Annotated in this window: 17 protein-coding genes; 7 read left to right on the top strand and 10 right to left on the bottom strand. The window is 63.5% G+C overall.

Going from position 1 to position 21,807, the window contains the following annotated elements:
• Positions 1-36 precede the first annotated feature (36 nt).
• The 6 genes from ABID44_RS06145 to ABID44_RS06170 form a co-directional block, all read right to left on the bottom strand.
• Entirely contained in the window at positions 37-1,608 is a 1,572-nt protein-coding gene (locus ABID44_RS06145) for an ABC transporter substrate-binding protein (RefSeq protein ID WP_354150809.1), read from the bottom strand.
• 98 nt (positions 1,609-1,706) lie between these two features.
• Positions 1,707-2,921 carry a M20 family metallopeptidase gene (locus tag ABID44_RS06150; RefSeq protein WP_354150810.1) on the bottom strand — a complete coding sequence of 405 codons (1,215 nt, stop codon included), beginning with the start codon at positions 2,919-2,921 and terminating at the stop codon, positions 1,707-1,709.
• Between the two features lie 381 nt (positions 2,922-3,302).
• The gene (locus ABID44_RS06155) at positions 3,303-3,464 is read right to left on the bottom strand and encodes a hypothetical protein (protein WP_354150811.1); all 162 of its coding nucleotides are present in this window, start codon (positions 3,462-3,464) and stop codon (positions 3,303-3,305) included.
• Positions 3,465-3,857: 393 nt separating this feature from the next.
• Positions 3,858-5,228 (bottom strand): nucleotide sugar dehydrogenase, encoded by a 1,371-nt coding sequence (locus tag ABID44_RS06160; RefSeq protein ID WP_354150812.1) that lies wholly within the window; start codon positions 5,226-5,228, stop codon positions 3,858-3,860.
• 155 nt (positions 5,229-5,383) lie between these two features.
• The gene (locus ABID44_RS06165) at positions 5,384-7,144 is read right to left on the bottom strand and encodes a hypothetical protein (RefSeq protein ID WP_354150813.1); all 1,761 of its coding nucleotides are present in this window, start codon (positions 7,142-7,144) and stop codon (positions 5,384-5,386) included.
• Between the two features lie 17 nt (positions 7,145-7,161).
• Positions 7,162-9,696, bottom strand: a complete 2,535-nt coding sequence (locus ABID44_RS06170) for a glycosyltransferase (protein WP_354150814.1) — start codon at positions 9,694-9,696, stop codon at positions 7,162-7,164.
• Positions 9,697-10,022: 326 nt separating this feature from the next.
• Between ABID44_RS06170 and ABID44_RS06175 the strand changes: the two genes are divergently transcribed.
• On the top strand, positions 10,023-11,384 hold the full coding sequence (locus ABID44_RS06175) for a UDP-glucose dehydrogenase family protein (protein ID WP_354150815.1): 1,362 nt from the start codon (positions 10,023-10,025) through the stop codon (positions 11,382-11,384).
• Complete coding sequence (locus ABID44_RS06180) at positions 11,381-12,403, top strand: NAD-dependent epimerase (RefSeq protein ID WP_354150816.1); 1,023 nt, start codon at positions 11,381-11,383, stop codon at positions 12,401-12,403. The genes ABID44_RS06175 and ABID44_RS06180 overlap by 4 nt, the downstream gene beginning before the upstream one ends.
• Here the strand turns inward: ABID44_RS06180 and ABID44_RS06185 are convergent.
• Complete coding sequence (locus ABID44_RS06185) at positions 12,391-13,596, bottom strand: sugar transferase (protein WP_354150817.1); 1,206 nt, start codon at positions 13,594-13,596, stop codon at positions 12,391-12,393. The two genes, ABID44_RS06180 and ABID44_RS06185, sit on opposite strands and share 13 nt — an antisense overlap.
• Before the next feature lie 178 nt (positions 13,597-13,774).
• Between ABID44_RS06185 and ABID44_RS06190 the strand changes: the two genes are divergently transcribed.
• Together ABID44_RS06190 and ABID44_RS06195 are read left to right on the top strand one after the other, a co-directional pair.
• Positions 13,775-14,212: a YqaA family protein gene (locus ABID44_RS06190; protein ID WP_354150818.1), complete on the top strand. Its 438-nt coding sequence runs from the start codon at positions 13,775-13,777 to the stop codon at positions 14,210-14,212.
• A gap of 119 nt (positions 14,213-14,331) precedes the next feature.
• A complete protein-coding gene (locus ABID44_RS06195) occupies positions 14,332-15,186 on the top strand; it encodes a sulfite exporter TauE/SafE family protein (RefSeq protein ID WP_354150819.1) in 855 nt (284 codons plus the stop codon).
• A 13-nt stretch (positions 15,187-15,199) separates the two neighbouring features.
• On the opposite strand, the gene ABID44_RS06200 is transcribed toward ABID44_RS06195, so the two are convergent.
• On the bottom strand, positions 15,200-15,646 hold the full coding sequence (locus ABID44_RS06200) for a YcgN family cysteine cluster protein (protein ID WP_354150820.1): 447 nt from the start codon (positions 15,644-15,646) through the stop codon (positions 15,200-15,202).
• Between the two features lie 1,743 nt (positions 15,647-17,389).
• Between ABID44_RS06200 and ABID44_RS18675 the strand changes: the two genes are divergently transcribed.
• From ABID44_RS18675 to ABID44_RS06215, 3 genes are all read left to right on the top strand, one after another.
• Positions 17,390-17,836 carry an OmpA family protein gene (locus tag ABID44_RS18675; protein ID WP_435521457.1) on the top strand — a complete coding sequence of 149 codons (447 nt, stop codon included), beginning with the start codon at positions 17,390-17,392 and terminating at the stop codon, positions 17,834-17,836.
• A 413-nt stretch (positions 17,837-18,249) separates the two neighbouring features.
• The gene (locus tag ABID44_RS06210) at positions 18,250-19,044 is read left to right on the top strand and encodes a hypothetical protein (protein ID WP_378226883.1); all 795 of its coding nucleotides are present in this window, start codon (positions 18,250-18,252) and stop codon (positions 19,042-19,044) included.
• 44 nt (positions 19,045-19,088) lie between these two features.
• The gene (locus ABID44_RS06215) at positions 19,089-20,144 is read left to right on the top strand and encodes a linear amide C-N hydrolase (protein ID WP_354150823.1); all 1,056 of its coding nucleotides are present in this window, start codon (positions 19,089-19,091) and stop codon (positions 20,142-20,144) included.
• Positions 20,145-20,228: 84 nt separating this feature from the next.
• Here the strand turns inward: ABID44_RS06215 and ABID44_RS06220 are convergent, their stop codons facing one another.
• Entirely contained in the window at positions 20,229-21,095 is an 867-nt protein-coding gene (locus ABID44_RS06220; protein WP_354150824.1) for an SDR family oxidoreductase, read from the bottom strand.
• Positions 21,096-21,352: 257 nt separating this feature from the next.
• Complete coding sequence (locus ABID44_RS06225; RefSeq protein WP_354150825.1) at positions 21,353-21,781, bottom strand: VOC family protein; 429 nt, start codon at positions 21,779-21,781, stop codon at positions 21,353-21,355.
• Positions 21,782-21,807: the final 26 nt, after the last annotated feature.

Consider the following 21,807-nt stretch of genomic DNA (forward strand, 5'->3'; position numbering starts at 1 on the left):
CCCGGACTGCCGGGCCGCCGCAGTACAGTTGTGCGTTTACTCGATCCGGGCGCGCCCGAGACTGTCGTTCAGGCCGACAGCCGACGAGATCAGGTTCTTGATGTTCGAACGGTGGATCGTCGGCCAGATCATCTCAAACAGCCAGGCGAGCGGAACCTCTTCGGCGATCAGCGCCTGGGCGTCCTGATAGATTTTCGCACGCTTTTCCGGGTCGATCTCGACCGCGCCTGCATCGAACAGCGCATCGAGTTCCGGATTGGAAAAGGCCGAAACGTTGTTCCAGGGGGAGCCTTCGATGATGTTGGATGTCGTGTAAAGGCGCGCGACGCCCAGAGCCGGATCGCCATATTGCGACATGTACGAAAACGCGATGTCGTAATCCTTCTCGCCAAGACGCTGATTCCAGCCGGCGACGTCGGTGGCGGTGAGTTCCACCTGGATACCGGCCTCGGTAAGATTCTCGCGCGCGATTTCGGCAAGCCGCTGCCAGGTTTCGCCATAGGGAAGAGGCAGCAGGCGGATCGGGCTTCCATCGTATCCAGCCTCGGAAAGCAGCGCCTTGGCTTTTTCAACGTCGCGCGAATACTGCTTGATGTCCTCCGAATAGAACCGGGTGGAGCTGTTCCACGGGCTCGGGGCCACCTTGGCATAGCCGAAGAAGGCGATGTCACGCATGTTCTCGCGATCCAGCGCATACATGATCGCCTGCCGGACCCGCTTGTCGCCGATCCACTTTGAGCCGTTGTTGAGCCACAGGAAGCACTGTGATCCCTGGAATTCCCAGCCTTTGGTGGTCAGTTCGGAGTTCGGCAAGTCGGCGAGACGCTGCACGTCGAAATATTCGACGGCGCCGCCTGGCAGCACATCCACCTTACCGGTCTCATAGGCGGTGGCGCGGCTGGCGCCATCGGGGATGACGTGGAAATAAACCGCCTCGATCGTCGGTACGTCTTCCTCGTGATAGCTCTCATTGGCGACCAGCTTGAGATATGAACCCCTCTGCCATTCACCGAACTTGAGCGGTCCGGTTCCAATCGGGGCGTTGTTGACCGGATTGGTGTTGTAATCGGTGCCTTCGTAAAGATGCTTGGGCAGCATCGGCATCGAGCCGACCTCGAAGGACTGGATGAAGGGCGCGAACGGCGTCTTCATCTTGAAGTCCACTTTATACGGCCCGTCCGCGGTGATGCTCTCCACGGCGTTCAGGAAATTGCGGACACGAGGGTGCGTCTCACGCAGCATTTTGTCGACGCTGAAGACCACGTCTTCCGAGGTGAACGGCTTGCCGTCGTGCCACAGCACATTTTCCTTCAACTTGAAGGAATAGAACATTCCGTCAGGAGCCTCTTCCCAGCTTTCCGCAAGCAGCGGGTGCGGCTTCAGGTCGGCGTCGAAACGCAGCAGGCCTTCAAAGATATTGCCGCCAACCATCTGCGAGGGCACGTTCTGGTAGATGCCGATCATGATGCCGGGCGGCTCCGGCTGCACCACCACGTTCAGCACGCCACCCTTGGCCTGCGCATGCGCCATGAGGGGAATGCCGCTGAGCGCCCCCGCGCTTACGGTGGCGGCGGAAATTTGCAGGAATTGACGACGGTCAAGTGACATTGAAATCCTCCTGGAAGTTGGTTGATCCCTCTTGCCGGGGACTTGTATCTGAAGCGCCGGTGCTGATCTTCAGTATCGGCTTGGGGCATTCACCCTCATCATTCGCGAGGGCGCAGGAAACGGCGGGCCATGCCCGTATAAATGCGACGGGCCGCCAGAAAATCCGAAAGGTCCAGGCTTTCATCCGTCTGGTGAGCTTCTGCGGGATCGCCCGGCCCCAGGATCAGGATGTCGGCTCCAGGGGACTGCAGCACCGAGCCGTCGGTGAAATAGCTGGCGCCGCCGGCCTCGCTGGCGGACATTCCCAGCTCGCGTCGTGCGTCCAGCGCCGCGCGAACGATTGCGCTGTCCGCAGAGGTCGCAAGCGCCGGCAGCGAGTTGATCGTCTCGACGACGATCGTTCCACCCTCATATTCGGTTTCGATTTCACGCGCGATTGTTCGTACCGCCGCGAGGACGTCGTCGTGACTCTGCCCCGGCAGGGTGCGCATGTCGAACTCGGCGATCGCCCGGTCGGGAATGACGTTGACCTGCGTGCCGCCCTGCAAACGGGTGAGGCAGACGGTAGGCCGGCCCAGAAGCGGATCGGATGCGGCAAGCGCGTCGAATTCGAGCAGTTTTTGCCGGAACCGGATCACCATTTCCAGCGCATTGAGCCCCATCTGCGGCATGGAGCCGTGGCTCGTGCGGCCGGTGGCCTTAAACGCCAGCCACAGCGCGCCCTTGTGGCTGCGCACCGCCCGGTTTGAGGTCGGCTCGGCGATGATCATCGCATCGAACGGAGCGAGGCTGCCGTCACCGGCCATCAGCCTCGCGCCTTCCGAGCCGGTTTCCTCGCCATAGGTCACGGCCAGCGAAAGCCGCCCCGCCCAGTTTTCGCTGGCGCGCATGTCGAGCAAGCTGGCGATGAGAGCGGCAAGGCCCCCCTTCATGTCCGAACTGCCGCGCCCATAGATTCGCCCGCCCTCGATCGTCCCCCCGAACGGCGATTTTTTCCATTCGCGGTCGCCGAGCGGCACCGTGTCGCAATGTCCGCAAAAGACCAGATGAGGGCCTGCACGACCGCTGTCGAGGCTTGCGATCAGATTGGCGCGCCCCTCATCTCCCGGCATTATCCTGGAAGCGACGCCCCGCTCGGCCAGATAGAGGGAAAGCTCGGTAGCGAAGCCTGCTTCTCTGGCCTGCTGCGCCGTCGTATCGTGACGCAGCATCCACTGCAGCAGCGCCGTGCACTCGTCATCGGACAAGCTGCCGGACCGGTCGCCCGAGAGCGAACCGTCTTGTCTGGCAGGTTCTGGATGCAATTGAAGCACGATCATTACCTCGCTGGATACATACAGCGTAGTCACTCCCGCCGGCTTCTGTCTATTGTGCAATTTCACATTATAAATGCTTTGAAATGTACAAATTCACAAAACGACGTCGGACATGTCGGACGGGACATTGATCTATGAATGTCCGCTTCAGCGTCTCGTGGTTTCAACGCCGCCCGCGGGAACCGCCGTGCTTTGCGGCGCGGACACCAGCGCGGTTGCTTTCCACTGAGATCGCCCCGCCGCCGATCCGATCCCGGCCCGCAGGTGTTTCGTCGCGAGCCGGGAAATGGGGCGTGACCGCACACTGCTCGATCCCGTTATCTGCAACGGGTTGCGAGGCTCCAATCTTACAGGGATACAGTATTGGCGATGGCATCCTCAATCCGCCTGGGAGGAGCTTTCCATCTCAAGTCTCTTTGCGCGCAAATTCGCTGTTTTGCGCTCACGCTTGAGCCGTTCTTTCAAGATTATTTCACTGGCGATCCTGTGCGCGCGCTCATCTCTGCTTTCACGCTTTTCAGGACGAATAGAAATATTCATATGGCGATCTCCTTTCTTTACTCCTTATGTAGTAAATTTATTATATTTTACAAGAGTTTGACCTAGAGGCGCGAGACGGCGGCGGCAAAAGCAGGTTCGGAGAACTATGCTACAAGATCAATCGCCAGCAGAAAGTCCCGGCCTTGATGAATTCGCAAATCGCATTCCCGGCGCTGGCGATGCCGAAGCGGAGATCGTGGGTCTTATGCTTGTTGGCTCATCGCGTTCGGCCCGGTGTTCAATGCCGCTCAGGCGGACGCAGTCACCCGATTGCCGCAGGTCGGGCGAGGCGCGAAGCGCCAGATCAGGGGCGATATAAAAACACAGCCCGAAACCGGTCAGGCTTCGGGCTGTGCAGTTTGCGCAAGAAGTTGAACCTGCCGGAACTGGCTGTCAGGCCTTCACGATCTTTTCGGAGGTCAGGCCATGGCGGGCGCAGGCGTTGCGCGTGTCCACCACCAGCTTCGCGTTTTCCAGCACCGAGCCGTAGTCGACCGCGTCATGGTCGGTGGCGATCAGCACCGCATCATAGGCCGCGATCGAATCCGCCGTCAGCGCGACCGATCGGCGCCCGGCCAGAGAGGCATGCTCACGCGTCATCCTGATTTCAGGAATATGCGGGTCGTGATAGTCGATGCTGGCGCCGCGTTCCTCGATCAGTTCGATCAGCCTGAGCGACGGGCTTTCGCGCAGATCATCGATGTTCTTCTTGTAGGCGACGCCCAGCACAAGAATCCGCGATCCGTTCAATCCACGCTTGAGGTGACTGTCCATGGCGCGCGCCATCTTGTCCACCACGCGCCGTGGCATGGCCGTGTTGATTTCGCCGGCCAGTTCCACGAAACGCGTGGAAATCTCATATTCGCGCGCCTTCCAGGTCAGATAGAACGGGTCGATCGGAATGCAGTGGCCGCCAAGCCCCGGTCCCGGATAAAACGGCATGAAACCGAACGGCTTGGTCTTGGCCGCGTCGATGACTTCCCACACATCGATATCCATCGCCTCGTAGACGACCTTCAATTCGTTCACGAGCGCGATATTGACGGCGCGGAAGATGTTTTCCGTAAGTTTCACGGCTTCGGCCGTGGCGGTGGAGGATACGGGAACCGTCCGCGTCACCAGCGCGCCATAAAGCGCGTCGGCGAGTTCCATGGCGAGCGGACCGTCGCCGCCGACCACCTTCGGAATGGTCGATGTGCCGAAGTCCGGATTGCCAGGGTCCTCACGCTCTGGCGAGAAGGCAAGGAAGAAATCGTGACCGCTCTTCAGCCCGCCCTCCTCCAGAATGGGCCGCAGCACCTCATCCGTGGTGCCCGGATAGGTGGTCGATTCCAGAACCACCAGCTGTCCCGGGCGCAACCTCTCGGCCACGACCCTGGCTGTCGTTGAGACGAAAGACAGGTCCGGTTCGCGATGGCGCGTCAGCGGCGTCGGAACGCAGATGAGGATGGCGTCGGCTTCGTTCAGCCGCGAAAAATCGGCCGTCGCTTCGAACAGCCCCTTATCGACGGCGGCTTTGATCAGCGAACCGTCGAGGTGCTTGATCATGGTTTCGCCGGCGTTGATGCGGGTTACGCGGTCTGCGTCGATATCGAAACCGAGCACCGGAAAGCCGGCATTCGCAGCGGTCACCGCCAGAGGCAGGCCGACATAGCCGAGCCCGACGATGCCCACCCGCGCCGTGCGCTTGTCTATCGCCTCGCGCAGCTTTTCGAAGGTTCCGTTCTTCGGATCTTCATTCTGTTCCGAGGAAGGCTGCGGCATTCTAGGGCTCCTTTTGTGCTGACCCCGCGCACAGGCGAAATAGCGGGGGGATTGCGGCAAGGCAAGGCTTTCGCTCGTGCGCAAGGCCGATTTCCGGGGAAGCCGAAAGCGTCGAAATGATTATCCTGACCTTCCGGCGGCCTGTTTCAGGGGTTTCAGGCGGCCACCTTTCTCGTGGCTTCGAGTTCGGCCACAGCACGCTCCGCATGGGTGAGAGCGGCCTTCATCTTGCCCTGCAAAATGCTTCGCTCCATCTGCGCGCAGGCCGACACAACGATCAGTTGGCCCTGTCCGAGGCCCTTGGCCAGCACGTCCGCGCCCCCACGGCGAGCCTCCGCCAGAAGCGCCTCGAACCTCTCGTCCGTGGCGAGGGAAGCAGGCAGCCCCGCGCCTGGCGGCATCAGCGACCATTGCCCCCATCCGCCGATGACCATCACCGAACCATCCGCCCTGAGCGCGATTTCACCGGGCGTGAACGCCGGATGGACCAGACACAGCGGCAGCCTGGCGATCAGCTTGCGAACCGATGGCAGAGCGCCGCGCAACCGGGCGAGCGTCTCGGCCTGCTGATCGCTATCGACTGCGATTTCCATGCGGGAGATCAGGTCGTCCGTCAGGCGCTTGTGCAAAGGCTTGTGCGTGGCCGAATAGATGCGAACCAGCGCCGGCGGCAGGTCGACGGACCACAGATTGGCGATAAAGGCCTGATGGCGTTGCGCGAGCGCCGCCCCTTTCGGCGCAGTCCCGGTTCCCGCGTCGTAGATGATGCACTCGTGCTCGCCATGCGTGAACCGCGCGACGATCGGAGCCGCCCATACCGACTCGCGACTGATATGGCGAAACAGCAGGTCTTCGTTTTCCAGCATCCGCCGCAGGCGCGGCGCAAGAACACGCAGCCGGAAATGACGCTCCTGTGCGTCCCCGCCCGCAAGCACGACGGAAAATTCCGCCATGCCGCGCACGGAGGTGTCGAGCCAGCCGACGCGCAGGGCTTCATCCGCTTGGCGCACCGGGGCAAGAGCGTCGGCGATCAGGCGCTCCCGCTCGTCGCGCCCGAAAAGCTGACGCAAGGTGCGCTGGTCATCATGTTCCGAGTGATGGAACTGACGGTTCGGGAACACCAGCGTGTCGATCAGCTGCCGCTTCTGCGCCAGCGCAACCATATCCCTCACCGCCCCGGTCATCGCCGCGGTCATCTGGCGCAGAAGCATGAAGCAGATGATGGCGACAAGCACATTTGCGCCGCCATTCTGCAAAAACGGGCGTAGGACGACGAGGAAACCCGAAAGAAACGCGACCGACGACAGGATGTTGAGATAGCTGGCCAGTTGGCCGTCGACGAAATCGGCCAGTCTGTTGCTTTTCAGTGGCGTTACACCGCGCAGCGCCCAAGCGGTCAACGCGTAGAAAAACAAGGCGAGACCGCAAAGATAGGCCGCAAGGAAGGGGTCGAGCACCGCCAGCGCAAGCATGCCGGCAAGCACGAACAGCCCCCCCGAAACGATCTGCATGAAGCGTGCATGGTTGCTCTGCATTTCCGCGCGCTGGTTATCGACCAGCGACATGACGCTCGCCGCGCTCATCAGATCGGCGCCGGCCTTGTCCGACAGTCTTTTGGTGTGCCCTTCCAAAAACAGGGTCAGCGCATAGAAGGCGATCGACGCCACGGAAAGGATGACGATGCCCAGTTCCTTCTGGTCATCGGCGAGGAACGGCCGGAAATAGTGCGGAACGCCGTTCGAGCCGGCCAGCAGGATGACCTTGAGCGGCAGCAGGAAGGCAAGCAGACGGGTGACGCGCGCAACCGTCAGATAGACGACCAGCGCCAGCGTCATGCCGGGCACGACACGCAGGAATTGCCGCAGGATCTGGGCGATCCACCGCACCGAGCTTCTGGTTTCGGCGAACAGGTTCATCGGTGTGTCACCAGCCTTCACTTTGCATATGCCGTCCCCCGTCCCGGCGCATTCCCTTTGAGGCCGAGGCGCGCCGGAAAGAGCTCATAGGAACAATTGGACATCACAAAAGCGCGGCCGGCCCGGATCCGTTCCATCCATACGTTCTCGTCGGCCCAGAGCTTTTCCGTCACGGACCACACATCCCGTGGCTCGGCGTAAAGGGCTGCATCGCCGAATGTGGAACGAAAAACAGGCGGCAGGATGACCGGAACGCCAATGGCCATGGCCTCCATCGGCGCGCGGCCGAACTCCTCTATATAATCGTCATGCGGATAGTGCAGGAAGAAATCCAGATCGGAAAGAAATTCCTTCACGTCGCGGGATCCGAAAGATTCGGCCGTCCAGTTGGCCGGCCACTTGCCGGCGCTCTTGCGGGCATGGGCCGCGCCGCCCAGAAACCGCACCTCGCACTCCCGGCCCGCGCAATAGGCGGCGAGCAGGTCCCTGCGCTCCCCCGGCCACTTCAGCACATGGTCGCGGCCGTGGCGGCCAATGACCGGGCGATCACGGTCGCGGCCGCGCCAATGCGGTTCACGGGCGCACCATTCGCCCGCATCGACCAGCGGCGTCCAGTTGTCCCGGTGCGGTCGCGGATAACGCGGATCGGCTTCCATAAGCGCACGCACCGTTCCCGAGATCGGCGTCCATTCGCCTTCATGTCCGAAATAATCGATGAGATGCGCGCGCACGATGGCGGGATCGTAGGCCTTGTCCTTCCCGGTCCGGTCGCGCTCGGCCATCTGGTTCACCACCACGACAAGGCGCTCGTGCTCAATCTGCGGAAACATGTCCAGGCGGTGTTGAAGGATCGGCGGATGCGTCACCACCACCGTTCCCGCCTCGACATGCTCGCCGGCGCTTATGATGCGCACGCCGTTTTCGGCGGCGTAGTCGATCACATCCTTCTTCAGCGGCGCCGTGACATCGAGATCGTAGCGGCGATAATGCAGCAGCCCGGCGCTCAATCCGGCGGCTTTCGCCGCGCGCAACATTCCCATGGCGGAATGATATGTGCCGCCGCTCATGTTGAAATCGCCGATCAGGACAATATCCAGCTTGCCGTCGTCAACCTTGTCGCGCCGGATGGAGACAGGCACGGGCAGCGATTGCGGAACCGTGACCGCAACTGGCGCGTCGCCCGGGCGCACAGACAGGTGCCAGGCGCTCATCACCTCATGATAGGTGCGCCGGATACCATGGTGGGCGGTCCGGACATGCGTGTTGCCGTAGCGGGTCAGGGAAGTCGGCGCCGTGCGCGCGAACGCCAGCGGACAGTCCGAAACCACCTGTCGCCGGTGATCCGCGCCGAAAACCGCGTCGAGCCGCCTTACGAATTCCTGATCCGCCGAAACCCTGACCTCGTGCCAGTTTCCGGCCTTCCCGAAGGCGGAGCGCTTGACCATCAGAGAGGACAGGTTGAGCGAGGTCAGGCTGGGCGAAGGTCGCCATGTGCCGAAAAAGGCGAGCGAAGGCGTCACGCGCGCCAGGCGCGAGAGATTGAAGGGAGCCCCGCGCGACTTCAGCAGCGCGCGCGCCTGCATTTCGATGCGTGACGGATGGGCCCAGTCGTCCGCGTCATGAACGGTTACGAAGCGCCCGGTGGCCTCTTGCAGCGCACGGTTGCGGCAGGCGTAGGTGCCGCCATTGCGCGCCTGCCGGATCAGCCGGAAACGCACATCGCCTGCGCAAAAGCCCGCTACCGTGGCGGCGGTGTCGTCGGTGCTGCAATCGTCCACCACCAGAATTTCGAGATTGCGCCAGCTCTGCTCCGCAAGGCTGGCCAGCGCCGTCAGAACCGTATCGGCGCAATTGTAGGCCGGAACGATCACAGTCACCCTGTTGTCCGCATCGAGATGCGTGTGGACACCTTCGGCGCGGATATTGTCCAGCGAAAGCGGCGCATCGGCATCGCGCTTGGCGATTTCAGGCAGGCGATAGTTCCGGTAGATGGCGTTGATGCACGCCAGCGCGGCGGCCTCGGCCTGCCCATCCTCACTTCCGGATACGGCGGGGTTCCAGCTATTCGCCTTCATGAGCTGGAGCGAAATGTCGAACGGCCCGCCTGTCGCGGCCTTTTCGATCAGCGCCCTCGCCTCCTCGGCCTGTCCGGTGCGGCACAGGAACAGCGCTTCCAGCATATAGTGCCGCCCGTTTCGCCACAGGCGCGGATCAAGGGCGAGACGGTCCCGCATTTCCTTCAGGGCGGCGGCGAAATCGCCTTCCACGGCATGCCAGCGGGCAAGGCTGTAGCAGGCTTCGGTCCGTTCGTGCGAGGAACGGCCGGCGTCCGCCTTCAGCCGTTCGAGATCGGCCAGCGCCTGCGTTGAGAACCCTCCCCACAGCTTGCCGTCATATTCCGCCGCCAGCGTCCGGGAGGTGAACCGGTCGCGCACGAAATCCCGGGCCGCGCGGGGCGCCGCCGCCTTGGCCGCCGCGGGAAGCCGGTCGTAGATGCGTCGCAGTCCGCCTTCGAGCGAGGCCGCGAGGGTCTTCTTCAGCGAGTCGCCCATCGGGGATCAGCCTGCGCAGACGCCCGAGGCGCAAGGCCCGGATGTGCAAGGCCCCGACGTGCAAGGCGTTGTCTGCTTCGAAGCTTGATCGCGCATCGTAACAGCGTGGCTCATTTCGTTATCCAGTCCGTCGTATTCCCGCCCCTCGCCCCGTTTACGCCCCTTGCCATTCAGATCAGGTTCCACCCACCGAACATGTCAGCAATATGTTCGGAAGGGACCGGAATGGCGGTCGCGTCGTAAATGTGTCGTCGGCGACTGCTTGTGTGAAGGTCGTGCCGCCGCCCGGCAGCACGAAATTTAGCGGGAAAACGAGGGCTTCTGGAATGCGGGTCACTGTCTTCGGAACAGGCTATGTCGGGCTGGTGACAGGCGCGTGCCTCGCCGATGTCGGCCATCACGTCCTGTGCATGGACATCAACCAGGACAAGATCGCAAGGTTGCGGGATGGAAAAATACCGATCCACGAGCCTGGCCTTGAAGACCTCGTGCGGCGCAACGCCGGCTCCGGCCACCTCACCTTCACCACCAGCCATGCCGATGCGGTTGCATATTCCGATTTGCAGATCGTCGCCGTCGGTACGCCGCCGGACGAGACCGGCGCGGCCGATCTGCAATATGTGCTTGCCGTGGCCGAAGCCATCGGCGCAAACATGCAATCGCCCAAGATCGTGGTGGTGAAATCGACCGTCCCCGTGGGCACCTGCGACAAGACGGCCGAATGTGTGGCCGCAGCGCTCGGCGCGCGCGGCTCGACGCTCGGCTTCGATGTCGTGTCCAACCCGGAATTCCTGAAGGAAGGCGCCGCGGTCGCGGATTTCCAGCGTCCCGACCGCATCATCGTCGGCACGAATTCGGCCCATGCACGGAACGTCATGGCCGAGCTATACGAACCGTTCAACCGCAACCACGACCGCATGCTCTACATGGCCACGCGTTCGTCCGAGCTCACCAAATATGCGGCCAACGCCATGCTGGCGACCCGCATTTCCTTCATCAACGAGATCGCCAACCTCGCCGAGCGTCTCGGGGCCGACATCGAGCAGGTGCGGCGCGGCATCGGCTCGGACCCGCGCATCGGCTATCATTTCATCTATCCAGGCGTCGGCTACGGCGGCAGTTGTTTCCCCAAGGACGTGCAGGCGCTCACCCGCACCGCGCGCGAGGTCGGCTATCATGCTGGCCTGATCGAGGCAGTGGAAGCGGTCAACGCCCGGCAAAAGACGCAGTTGTTCGACAGGATAGCAGCTCATTTCGGCGGCGTGGACGCCCTGAAAGACAAGACCGTCGCGCTCTGGGGCCTCGCCTTCAAGCCGAACACAGACGACATGCGCGAGGCGCCCAGCCGCGTTTTGATGGAAGCGCTGTGGAAAGCCGGCGCGAAGGTGCGCGCCTTCGATCCCGTCGCCGGCGAAGAAACCCGGCGCCTCTACGGCGAAGAACCCGGCTTCGAACTTGCGCCGGACAAATATTCCGCCCTCGACAACGCCGACGCCCTTGCCATATGCACCGAATGGCAGCAATTCCGCGCCCCGGATTTCGATGAAATGGCCTTGCGCCTCAGGAACCGCCTCATCTTCGATGGCCGTAATCTTTATGCGCCAGAGCGGTTGCGCGACGACGGCTGGACCTATTTCAGCATCGGCCGCGCTCCGGTCCAGCCGCAGGCAAGGGGGAAGCAGGCGTGAAGATTCTCGTCACGGGCAATGCCGGCTTCATCGGCTTCCACGTCGCTCGCAGGCTGATCGAACGCGGCGACGATGTCGTCGGCTTCGATTGCGTCAACGACTATTACGATCCCGCCCTGAAGGAAGCCCGGCTGGCGCGGCTGGACGAGGCGGCCGGCAGGCAGGGCGGCGGCTACCGCTTCATCCGCGCCGACCTCACCGACCGTGCCGTGGTGGAAAGCTGCTTTGCCGATCACCGGTTCGAAAGGGTCATCCATCTGGCGGCGCAGCCCGGCGTGCGCTACAGCCTTGAAAATCCCTATTCCTACGTAGCGAGCAATCTGGTCGCCTTCGTCAACGTTCTGGAAGCCTGCCGCCATGGCGGGGTCGGGCACCTCACCTACGCGTCCACCTCCAGCGTCTATGGCGCGAACACCAGTATGCCCTATAGCGAGCACGATGCGGTGGATCATCCGCTTCAGCTCTACGCCGCGACCAAGCGCTCCAACGAACTGATGGCGCACAGCTATTCGCATCTGTTCGCACTGCCGACCACGGGCCTGCGCTTCTTCACCGTCTACGGGCCGTGGGTGCGCCCGGACATGGCGCTGGCGAAATTCACGAAGAACATCATCGAAGGTCGTCCGATCCAGGTTTTCAACAATGGCGATCACAGCCGCGACTTCACCTATGTCGACGATATCGTCGAAGGCGTGATCCGCGCCAGCGACACGCCCGCCCGCCCCAATCCGGAGTGGGACGCCTCAAGGCCGGACCCCGCCACCAGCAACGCCCCGTTCCGCATCTACAATATCGGCAACAGCAGCCCGGTGCGCCTCGGCGACTATATCGAAGCCATCGAGGATGCGGTCGGCAGGAAGGCGATCAGGGAAATGCTGCCCATGCAGGCCGGCGACGTCGCCGACACTTTCGCCGATGTGGGCGATCTCGCAGCCGATCTCGGCTACCGGCCGCAGATTTCGGTGCGGGAGGGCGTGCAGCGCTTCGTGCGCTGGTATCGGGAATTCTACGAAGCCTGACCCGCAGTGCGGTCGCCCCGCCCGCGCCCCCGAGCGGTCGCCACCACGATGCGCAGGTCCAGCAGCAGCGATTGCAGCGCACCATAGCGCGCATCCCGGCGGGCCAGTCTTTCGGGGTCGCTCATGTCGATATCGTTGATCTGGGCAAGTCCGGTGATCCCCGGCTTGAGCCGCAACACGCCACGCCTGCGCCGCGCCTCCACCAGTTCCCGCTGGACCGGAAGGCACGGTCTGGGGCCGACGAGGCTCATCTCGTTGCGCAACAGGTTCCAGATCTGCGGCAGCTCATCAAGCTTGGTCCGGCGAAGGAAGCGTCCGATCGGCGTGATCGCATCGCCCGCCACCTCATGGGTCCCGGCCTGCACCGTGCCCTGCTTCATGGTGCGGAACTTGTAGCAGGTGAACACGTCTCCATGCCGCCCGACACGCTTTTGCGCGAAAATGCCCGGACCGGGTGACCGGATACGGATCAGCAGCCAGATCACCAGCATCGCCCAGCCCAGAAAAACCGCCACGACGGCGACGAAGGCAAGATCGATCAAGCGCCGCGCCGTGCGGTAGACAAGATTTTGGTCCTGCCCGTCGCTGAGGATGATTTCATCCTCCCCGCCCTGCGCCGGTTCGGTGAGGAAGGCGGCAAGGCGGCCCACATGCACGGTCGGCTTCAGCGCCGCCAGCGGCCTGAATGCAAGACGCGCCAGCGGTCGCGGCAACCGGTTCAGAAACGACAGACTGCCGCTCCATGTCTCCCCGTACACCGCCGGCAGATAAATCGTCTGCGCCCCGATCCCTTCCATCGCGGCCAGCCGGCGCGCCGCCTCGCGCTTGCTTTGCGCGTAAGGGCTGACATTGCCCTCATCGAGCGCATGCACGGACGAGATGTTGACGAAGCGCGCAATGCCCGCGTCCTGCGCGACGCGAGCCACCTCCAGCAGATGCCCTACATTGACGTCGAAGAACGCTTCCGGCGGCGCATCCGCATCGTTATTCAGCACCGCCAGATGAATCAGAAGCTCGAAACCGCCGGCCCGATTGGCGATTTCGTCATAGCCGCAAACCGCCTGGCCGGGAAAAAGGCGCGCCAGTTCCTCCGGGGCGCGCCCGACAAGAAGCAGTTCCACCCCGGCCCCAGCCAGAAGCGGCACAAGCTGCCGACCGACGAAGCCGCTCGCGCCTGTGATGACCGCCCTCATCCGGCCATTCTCCGGCGGCGTTCCATGCTGTCAGATATCACTCGCGCAGGCTCCGCTCTTCTGGCGTCCGGCCCGACCCGCCGCGTGCCGGGATGCCAAATCCATCGCCATTTGTCCACATGGGCCGAAACATGATAGCCCGGCCCGGATCGTCAATCCCGCGAATCCGGACAGGAAAATGCAGGACATCGCCGTTCTTGGCGGCCTTTTCGGCGTCGCCTTCATCGCCGCCACCATCCTGCCGGCCCAGTCGGAGGCGGCGCTCGTCGCCCTGCTGTTCACCGGCAAGTGGTCGCCGCTGCTGCTGGTCGCGGTGGCGAGCGCCGGCAATGTGCTGGGCGCAGTGGTCAACTGGGCGCTGGGGCGCGGCATTGCGCGCTTCCGCCACCGGCGCTGGTTTCCGGTCAGGGAACAGGCGCTGGAGCGCGCCACCGGCTGGTATCGACGGTGGGGCCGCTGGTCGCTGCTGCTCAGTTGGGCTCCGATCGGCGGCGATGCGCTGACCGTGGCCGCCGGCGTGCTGCGCGAACCCCTGTGGAGCTTCCTGATTCTCGTCACCATCGCCAAGACCGGCCGCTATCTGGCGCTCGCCGCCATCACGCTTGGCTTTGTGTAGACCCAGCTTGTGTAAATCCGGCGCATCCAAGGTGGCGCGGTCCTGCCGGACGGGCTACAAGCCGTAGCTTCCAGCCCGCATTTCCCCGCGCAGGCATACAGCAGAACCGAGGCGTCGTCATGTTCGGTATTTCCGGCTATGAGCTCCTGATAATCGTCTTCGCCCTGGCCGGCGCGGGGGCGCTCACCGGCCTTCTGGCCGGTGTGTTCGGCGTCGGCGGCGGCACGGTCATCGTGCCGGTTCTCTATGAGTTCTTCCGCCTCCTCGGCGTGCCCGACGAGGTGCGCATGCCGCTTTGCATCGGCACCTCGCTCGCCATCATCGCGCCCACCTCGGTGCGCTCCTTCCGCGCCCATCGCCGGAAAGGCGCGGTCGACATGTCGATCCTGAAGCTATGGGCCGTTCCGGTGGTCGTCGGCGTCATCATGGGCGGCTTCATCGCCCGCTTCGCGCCCGAGAACCTGTTCAAGACCGTGTTCGTCGTCGTCGCCACCGTCTCCGCCGTCAAGCTGCTCGGCGCGCGCGAAAGCTGGAAGCTCGGCGCGGACATTCCCGGCAACATCGTGATGCGCGTCTATGGCTGGCTGATCGGCGTGCTGTCGTCGCTGATGGGCATTGGCGGCGGGCAGTTGTCCAGCCTGTTCATGACCTTCTACGGCCGGCCGATCCATCAGGCGGTGGCCACCTCGTCGGGCCTGGGACCGCTCATCGCCATTCCCGGCGCAATTTCCTACATCTTCGCCGGCTGGGGCAAGGCGGCGCTTTATCCCGAAGTCACCCTGCTGCAATGGCCCTATGCGATGGGCTTCGTTTCACTGCTCGGCATGGTGCTGATCTTTCCTGCAAGCATGATCACCGCGCCATGGGGCGCGCACCTCGCCCACGCCCTGCCCAAGCGCAGGCTTGAGATCGCCTTCGGCCTGTTTTTGCTGACGATCGCGCTGCGCTTCCTGTGGTCGATGGTCGGGCCGTGAACCTCCTGGCGGATCAGGGCTCCTCCTCCAGCACATATTCGAAATAGTCTTCCGGCTCCTGAAGGTCGCTTTCGCTGGCGCGCACCCGCCCGCGAATGGAAATCCCAGCCTCATGAACCGTCTCGGCGCTTCCGGAAACCAGCCGGTGCCACCAGTACAGGTCGCGCCCTTCCGCCACCAGTCGGTAGGCGCAGGTGCCTGGAAGCCACGAAATGGCGCGCACGTTCTGCGGCGTGAGACCGACGCAATCGGGCACGCGCGCCAGGCGATTTTCGTAGTCGGAACAGCGGCAGCTTACCGGATCGAACATGCGGCAGGCGACACTGGTCCAGTAGATATCGCCCGTATCCTCATCCTCCAGCTTCGACAGGCAGCACTTGCCGCACCCGTCGCAGAGCGATTCCCACTCGGGCGCGCTCATCTCCTCCAGTTGCTTGGTTTTCCAGAAAGGCTGTTCCATGACCCCGCATGTGGCCCGTGCGGCCGTGAAGGTCAAGCCAACCCGAAAATGGACATGTTCCCGCCACGGTTTCGTCCGGCATTCGCCTTTCAGCCTGCTTAACGATTGGCTGTCGGAACCAAATGCGGGACGGCAGGTTTCGACACGGACGGGACTCTAACGGAGAGCGACAGAATGAAACTCCACCCTCGAATTCTGGCGGGAACGGCAATCGGCCTGTTCATGGCCTCGACGCCTTTGGCCGCCTTTCCACTATCTCTGCAACAGGACCTCACGCCCCGCGCCTCCAGCCAACCGCTGATGCTGGCGCAGGCCGAATGCGCCGAGGGCGACGAGGATTGCGCGCCGCGCCAGAATCGCCGGCCCGGCCGGGACCGCGCCGCGCCAGAGTCCGAATCTGCGCCCGCCGAAGCCGCACCTGAAAGACGGGCGGCGCCGGAACCGCAGGCCGAGCCTGCTCCCGAACCCCGCGCCCGTCAGCGCGAAGCAGCCCCCGAGCCCGAGGCCGCACCGGAGCCCGAGGCTGCACCGGAGCGCGCGCCCCAGCGCAGGCAGAGGGAGCGCGCGGCCGAGCCGCAGGAAGCACCGGCCGAGGCCCAGCCGGAAGCCGCTCCCGCCGAGGAATCCCGGCCTCGCCGCGAGAGGCCGAGCGGCGAAAGGGCGAGAGAAGAGACGCCACAGGCTGAAGAGCCGCAGGCCGAGGAACCGAGGGCCCAGCAACGCCGGAGAGACGAGCCGGCCGCTGAAACGCCTGCCGAGCAACCTGCTCCACGACCGAGACCCGCCCCCGAACCGGAAGCTCCGGCCGAGCCGGAGGCCCGGCAGCCAGCAGAACCTTCGGCCGAAGAACCTGCGGCCGAGAGGCCGGCATCCCGCGAGCGTGAGCAGCGGCGCGACCGGCGCGAACCCGCACAGCAGCAGGAACAGGCTCCCGAAGGCGAACGTCCACGTCAGCCTGCTGAACAGGAGCAGCCGGCGACGCCCGCGCAGGAGCCGGCAGAAGGCGAGGCTTCCTCCGCCAACCCCGACGAGGCTCCGCTTCTGGACAGCCAGAAGGGCCAGCGTGGCCAGGCCGAGGGCCGGCGACCCGGACGGGAAGGACGACAGCCTTCGCAAGAGGGCGGGCAGCCCGCGCCCGAAGGCGAACGGCCTGCTCGGGCGCAGGAAGGTCAGGCCCCGGAGCGGCAGCCCGCCGAAGCCGGTCCGCCGCCCGCGGACGACCGCGCCGCCCAGCAGGCCATCGTGCCGGAGAAGATCGTGCCGATCATCGAGGAAAAGGGCTCCCGCCGCGAACGCGCGCCCGACGAGCGCCGCCGCGAGCGCCCGAGCGGGGTGGACGTGCTGCGCGAGATCGGCGACCGCGTCATCCTCCAGCTCGGCGGCCAGACCATCGTCGAGAGCAACGAACGCCCGCGCATGAGCCGCGACGCGCGCGACGTCTACTATGAGGACCTGCCCCGCGGCCGCACCCGCGAGGTCATCGTGCGCGAGAACGGCAGCCAGATCGTCACCATCCGCAATCGCCATGGCGACGTCCTCCAGCGCTCGCGCATCACGCCGGATGGCCGCGAATACATCCTCAACTATGTGGACGAGAGCAATTATGAGGACAGGGGCGAATGGCGCGATCCGGGTCGCGACCTGCCGCCCATCCACCTCACCATCCCGCGCGAGGACTACATTCTGGAATCGCGGCGCGTGCGCGATCCGGACGTCTATTACGAGTTCCTCGAACAGCCGCCGGTGGAGCGCGTCCAGCGCCTCTACTCGGTCGAAGAGGTCAAGCGTTCGGCCCGTGTCCGCGACATCGCCCGGCGTATCGACCTCGACACGCTGAACTTCGAGTTCGGCTCGGCCTCCGTCGGCGACAGCGAGGTGGACAAGCTGGACGGCGTGGCCACGGCGATGGAACGGATGCTCGACAAGAACCCGGCCGAAACCTTCCTCATCGAGGGTCACACCGATGCGGTCGGCTCCGATGAGGCGAACCTCGCCCTTTCCGACCGCCGCGCCGAAGCGGTGGCGGAAGCGCTGACGGGCGCATTCGGCATCCCGCCGGAGAACCTGACCACGCAGGGCTATGGCGAGCAGTATCTCAAGATCAACACGCAAAATCCGGAACGCGAGAACCGGCGCGTGACGATCCGCAGGATCACGCCGCTGGTCGCCCCGGTGGCCAGCGCCAATTGATGAGTGCGCCGCAATTCAAAACCATTGAACTGCGGCGCATCCATCCCCAATTTAATTGAAGGGTTCCCTGCCCTGTCCCGCTTCTGCGGGAGCGCGCCCCGCCGGTCCGGTCACCGGCGGGGCGTCGTCTTTCCGGGCCTTGCAGATAGCTGTCGTCCTTAACCGCAGGTTTCAGGAGTTTTGCGAAACCATCGAAAAAGCGTAGCGCTCGACATCGGCAATTTACTAACCGGATGTCAGTAGACTAGTTAAGGTAGATGCGAAGAGAGGGACGCATCATGCTATTTCGATCTGGCAAAAAGGTGCAAAATCTGACCGACGGGCGGATTCGCGCCAGTCACAGCCCGCAAGAGCAGCCCATTGTCACCGACCCCGGCGAGGTTTCCTCGCCCTGCTACGCCCTTGTCCTTGCCTTGTTTCTCTGTAGCGCACATGCGGCGTACGGCGCGGACGCCGCCCTTGAAGCGCCGGAATCTTCCCCGGACTGGGCCTTGCAGGTCACGCCCTATATGTGGGCGGCTGGCCTCGACGGGCGTATTTCGCCATACCGGCGGGGCCCCACGATCGGCGTCGAAAAATCGTTCTCCGATGTCATGGACGACCTCAACTTTGGCGGTTTCATCAACATTTGGGGACGCCACGACCGCTTCGTCTTCTCGGGCGACATCATGTATGTCGATACGACGGACAGTCATGATACCGGCCCGCTGCCGGAACTGGAGATCCCCGGCGTCGGCACGATACCATCGGGCGGCGACATCGCTGCGAAGGTAGACACGAAGCAGTTCACCGCCACATTGATGGGCGGCTATCGGGTCATCGATACGCCGCAGTTCACTCTCGACGCCCTTGGCGGCGCGCGCTTCTGGCGTATCTCCAACGATGTGAAGCTTACCGGCAGTCTTGGCGTTATAAGCGGGTCAGCCACCTACGGCGAAAGCTTCGGCTGGATCGATCCGCTGGCCGGCCTGCGCGCCTTCTTTCCACTGACGGAAAATCTGTCCCTTCAGATGCAGGCCGATATCGGTGGCTTCGGCGCTGGCTCCGATCTCACATGGTCGGCGCTGGCGACAGTCAATTACGTCTTCAGCGAGCGCCTGTCCGCCTCCATGGGCTACAAGGTGCTCGACGTCGATTACGATCACAACGGTCACGTCTATGACACGCGCCTCAGCGGCCCGGTTCTGGGAATGACCTACCGGTTTTGATTCGCATCCGCTTCCCGCAATCTTCTTATGGATTGGTGTTCGACATGTCTCGGTTCACACGTATTCTCGCCACCTTGACCGCCGCCGCGGCGCTGCTGACCGCCGAAGCTCAAGCCTGCACACGGGTCGTCTATCAGGGGCCTGACGGGCGGAACATCACGGGCCGCAACATGGATTTCAAGGATCCTATGGTGAGCAGTTTCTGGGTCTTTCCCCGCGGGATGAAGCGCAATGGGGCCGCCGGGCCGCGTTCGCTGGAATGGACCTCGAAATATGGCAGCCTGGCCGTTTCGGGCTACGACATCTCGACCGTCGACGGCATGAACGAAGCAGGGCTCAACGCCAGCCTGCTATGGCTCAACGCTACGGAATTCCCGGAGGACGACAAGACCACGCCCCGTATGTCGCTTTCGATCTGGGCGCAGTTCTATCTCGATCAATTCGCGACGGTCGCGGAAGCGGTCGAATACACGCGCGCTCACCCCGTGCAGGTCGTCAGCGGCGAGGTCCCCGGCCGTCCCGGAAGCCTCGCGCCGCTGCATCTGACGCTCTCCGACGCCACCGGCGACAACGCCGTTCTGGAGTGGATCGGCGGCGAGCTGAACATCCATCACGACCGCTCGTATCAGGTGGTGACGAACGACCCGCCCTATGACGACCATCTCGCCAACCAGAAATACTGGAGCGCGGTCGATTCCCTGAAGTTCCTTCCCGGCAGCGGCCGCTCCGAAGACCGTTTTGTGCGCGCCGGCTTTTACATCAACGCGGTGACGCAAAGCGACGATCCCCGGATCGCCGCCGCCGCCGTGTTCAGCGTGATCCGCAACGCTTCGGTGCCTTATGGCGTAAGCCTTCCCGAAGCGCCTAACCTTTCCACGACCCGCTGGCGTGTCGTGGCGGATCATAAGAGCATGCTTTTCTACGGCGAATCGGCAACCTCACCCAATGTTTTCTGGGTGGATTTGAAGAAGCTCGACTTTTCCGAAGGCGCGCATGTCGGCAAGCTGGATCTCGGGGTGGACATGAACCGTATCCTTGCCGGTGAGGCGTCGAACCAGTTCGTTCCGGCGCAACCGTTCGATTTCATGGCCGCAGAATAAAGAAGCGGTCACCTTCGTGACTGCATAGGAAAGAACGAACCCGCCTGCGCAGGATGGGCGGCGGGTTCGTTGTCCCACCTTGCTTCAGAACATCCCCGCCAGCTTGGTGTCGCTGCGGGCGATCACCTCGTCGGGCAGGAAGAAGTCCGCCACCAGCGGCCCGGTTGCGCCCGGCGCATAGGGCGTGAAGTCGGTAACGCCTTCGGCCTTCAGCACCTCCTCGTCGATGTAGAAATTGCCGGTCGCCTCGCGCGCGGCGCGGTTGAAGATCGCATAGGCGGCGTCGGCCATGATGTCGGGCGTGCGGCTCATCGAGGCCATCGACTCGCCGCCCAGCACGTTGCGCACCGCCGCCGTATCGATCGCCGTCAGCGGCCACAGCGAGTTCACCGCGATGCCGTCTTTGGCGAACTCTGCGCTCATCCCCAGCGTGCACATCGACATGCCGAACTTCGCCATGGTGTAGGCGACGTGGTTCCTGAACCACTTGGCGCTCATGTCGAGCGGCGGAGCCAGGTTGAGGATATGCGGGTTTTGCGCCTGCTTCAGATGCGGAATGCACAGCTTCGACACGAGGAAGGCGCCGCGCGTATTGATCTGATGCATGAGGTCGAAGCGCTTCATGTCCGTTTCCAGCGTGCCGGTGAGCTGGATGGCGCTGGCGTTGTTGACGCAGATGTCGATGCCGCCGAACGTTTCCACCGTGCGGGCGACGGCGCTTGCCACCTGCTCCTCCTCGCGGATGTCGCACATTACGGGCAGCGCCTTGCCGCCGGCCTTTTCGATCTCATCGGCCGCCGTGTAGATGGTGCCGGGCAGTTTCGGATGCGGATCCGCCGTCTTGGCGGCGATGGTGACGTTGGCCCCGTCGCGTGCGGCGCGCAGCGCAATCGCCAGCCCTATGCCGCGCGACCCGCCCGAGATGAACAGCGTCTTCCCCTTCAGCGACATGTCCGGCTTCCTCTTCAGCTGGAGCTTCGGACCGAAGAAGTCTTTCGGATTGTTCCGATGCCCGATCAAAGTGCTGGAGCCGCGTTTGCGGGTCCGGATGGACGCTCGCGCTCCGGGGCCGATCCTTGCCCCGATCGTCTGCGCCGTGCAAGCCCACCGGGTAAAAAATTACGTTTACGTAAGGTGCGATTGTCGGTTTCCCACCCTGCAAACCGCCGTGCAAAGAAAACAGTTGGCGGGCGAGAGACCCGCTTGATCTAGCTCGCAGCCGCGCCTTGCTCATACTGCGCCAGAAATTCCGCCGAGGGCGGGATCGGCGTGATCACGTCGACCAGCACGCCGTTCGGGTCGGCGAAGATGAAGTGGCGCTGGCCGAACGGCTCATCGCGCAGGCTGCGCAGGATCGGCAGTCCCGCCGCCACGATCCGTGCATGCACGGCGTCGACATCCTCCACCTCGAAATTGAGCAGCACGCCCTGCGCGCCCCGGCCCCGCGCGGCCTCCGGCACCGTCTCATGGCCGGCGTCGACGATGCCCAGATTGACGCCTTCATCCTCCTGCGATTGCAGATGCACATACCAGTCGCTCGAAAACAGGGGCCGGAAGCGCAGATGCTTCACATAAAAAGCCGCCGAAGCGGCAACGTCGCCGCTCATGATGACCGGATAATAGCTGGTCGTTTTCATGGCTTCCCTCTTGCGTTCAGTTGACA

Origin of the sequence: Aquamicrobium ahrensii, from assembly GCF_040545755.1 — a bacterium.
In the GTDB taxonomy this organism is placed as follows: Bacteria; Pseudomonadota; Alphaproteobacteria; order Rhizobiales; family Rhizobiaceae; genus Mesorhizobium; species Mesorhizobium ahrensii.

Coding starts and splice junctions, on each gene's coding strand:
- ABID44_RS06220 (WP_354150824.1), bottom strand. CDS start 21,095: ATGTCGCTGAAGGGGAAGACGCTGTTCATCTCGGGCGGGTCGCGCGGC.
- ABID44_RS06165 (WP_354150813.1), bottom strand. CDS start 7,144: ATGAACCTGTTCGCCGAAACCAGAAGCTCGGTGCGGTGGATCGCCCAG.
- ABID44_RS06195 (WP_354150819.1), top strand. CDS start 14,332: ATGTTCGGTATTTCCGGCTATGAGCTCCTGATAATCGTCTTCGCCCTG.
- ABID44_RS06225 (WP_354150825.1), bottom strand. CDS start 21,781: ATGAAAACGACCAGCTATTATCCGGTCATCATGAGCGGCGACGTTGCC.
- ABID44_RS06215 (WP_354150823.1), top strand. CDS start 19,089: ATGTCTCGGTTCACACGTATTCTCGCCACCTTGACCGCCGCCGCGGCG.
- ABID44_RS06160 (WP_354150812.1), bottom strand. CDS start 5,228: ATGCCGCAGCCTTCCTCGGAACAGAATGAAGATCCGAAGAACGGAACC.
- ABID44_RS06190 (WP_354150818.1), top strand. CDS start 13,775: ATGCAGGACATCGCCGTTCTTGGCGGCCTTTTCGGCGTCGCCTTCATC.
- ABID44_RS06175 (WP_354150815.1), top strand. CDS start 10,023: ATGCGGGTCACTGTCTTCGGAACAGGCTATGTCGGGCTGGTGACAGGC.
- ABID44_RS06155 (WP_354150811.1), bottom strand. CDS start 3,464: ATGAATATTTCTATTCGTCCTGAAAAGCGTGAAAGCAGAGATGAGCGC.
- ABID44_RS06145 (WP_354150809.1), bottom strand. CDS start 1,608: ATGTCACTTGACCGTCGTCAATTCCTGCAAATTTCCGCCGCCACCGTA.
- ABID44_RS06185 (WP_354150817.1), bottom strand. CDS start 13,596: ATGAGGGCGGTCATCACAGGCGCGAGCGGCTTCGTCGGTCGGCAGCTT.
- ABID44_RS06170 (WP_354150814.1), bottom strand. CDS start 9,696: ATGGGCGACTCGCTGAAGAAGACCCTCGCGGCCTCGCTCGAAGGCGGA.
- ABID44_RS06200 (WP_354150820.1), bottom strand. CDS start 15,646: ATGGAACAGCCTTTCTGGAAAACCAAGCAACTGGAGGAGATGAGCGCG.